Source organism: Candidatus Melainabacteria bacterium RIFOXYA2_FULL_32_9 (assembly GCA_001784615.1).
Classification (GTDB): Bacteria; Cyanobacteriota; Vampirovibrionia; order Gastranaerophilales; family UBA9579; genus UBA9579.
In genome coordinates this window covers 1-464 of record MFRQ01000113.1, presented here as the reverse complement: position 1 = coordinate 464, position 464 = coordinate 1, and the positions used below count along the sequence as shown (strand labels likewise).

At 47.6% G+C, this 464-nt stretch carries 2 protein-coding genes; both read left to right on the top strand.

The genetic code is table 11. The features are described 5' to 3' along the window. Positions 1-27 precede the first annotated feature (27 nt). The gene (locus tag A2255_00425; GenBank protein OGI18228.1) at positions 28-216 is read left to right on the top strand and encodes a hypothetical protein; all 189 of its coding nucleotides are present in this window, start codon (positions 28-30) and stop codon (positions 214-216) included. Between the two features lie 15 nt (positions 217-231). After that, a partial coding sequence (locus tag A2255_00420; GenBank protein OGI18227.1) for a hypothetical protein occupies positions 232-464 on the top strand: 233 nt, incomplete at its 3' end.

The window sequence follows — 464 nt, the reverse complement described above, 5'->3', positions numbered from 1 at the left end:
AGTTTTACGGTCAGGACGCAGCCTTGCATGGCTTGTGGTAAACAGCCTCATCGGGATAATAATACTCTGGCTGGTAAACCTCTTTCCTGCAATAAACATTCCTATCAATATATGGAGCGTGCTCATAACGGTATTTGGCGGCATAGCAGGGGTGGCACTTTTGATATTGCTAAACCTTGCAGGGATTACGCTCTAGCACTAAGCGCAAAAAGCTAAGGCGGGAGATACCGGATGGCAAACGATGGCCAGCTTGGCCCGATCATCACGATAGTCATCCTTGCAGTCATTACATGGCTTGCCCTCACTTCTGCGCAGGCGCTGGAGCCAATTATAATAAACAGCATAATCGGCATTGTAATGCTTGTGCTGCTCAATTTCCTGCCGTTCATAAATATCAGGATCAATATATGGAGCGTGCTCATAGCAGGCCTTGGCGGCATTGCAGGGATTGTGCTGCTTATAGT

What these genes read in the sequence shown, in the direction of transcription:
- A2255_00425 (OGI18228.1), top strand. Translation starts at nt 28, where the DNA reads ATGGCTTGTGGTAAACAGCCTCATCGGGATAATAATACTCTGGCTGGT.